Raw genomic sequence first — 577 nt, 5'->3', positions numbered from 1 at the left:
GTCAGCATCCGCGCTGGCATCGGCGTCAGCACTGGCGTCGGAATCGGCATCCGCATCTGTCGCTGAAGCTGAGGCTGCATTTTCTCCAGCTGAAGCAGAAGAATTGTTTCCAGCTGCCGAAGCTGCATTTTCTCCAGCGCTAGCACTCGCTGCAGCCGCGTCAGCATCCTCATTGCTGGCTGCGGCTGAGGCGTGTCTACTTGCTGAAGCATTTGCAGCAGAAGCACTCGCATCGTCGTCACTAGCGGCAGCCGCTGCATTTTCTCCAGCGCTAGCAGAAGAGCTACTAGCTCCATTTGCTCCAGCTCCAGCTGCTGCTGCTGAAAAATCATTTGCCTCGGCTGAACAACAAGACTCGTCTTTCCAATTAGGATTATCCTGCTTTTCGTTTGACATAGTTCACCCTCCTAACTTTTTTATTCAATTGTAATATCGTTATTTGCTGAATTGTTACCTGAAGTAACGTTTTGGATTATTACATTCGTTGCATCTCCCGCTGCTGCACTGGCATCGGCGTCGGCATCGGCATCCGCACTAGCATCGGCATCAGAATCGGCGTCGGCATCAGAGTCCGCAT

At 52.2% G+C, this 577-nt stretch carries 1 protein-coding gene; it reads right to left on the bottom strand.

The window, feature by feature from the left end:
* On the bottom strand, window positions 1-396 hold a 396-nt coding region (locus JCM9140_RS22180; protein WP_034751878.1), incomplete at its 3' end, for a hypothetical protein.
* Window positions 397-577 lie beyond the last annotated feature (181 nt).

The organism is Halalkalibacter wakoensis JCM 9140 (assembly GCF_000513095.1).
GTDB lineage: Bacteria > Bacillota > Bacilli > Bacillales > Bacillaceae_D > Halalkalibacter > Halalkalibacter wakoensis.
The sequence above is the reverse complement of the archived record's forward strand: the minus strand, read 5'-3'. Positions and strand labels throughout refer to the sequence as shown.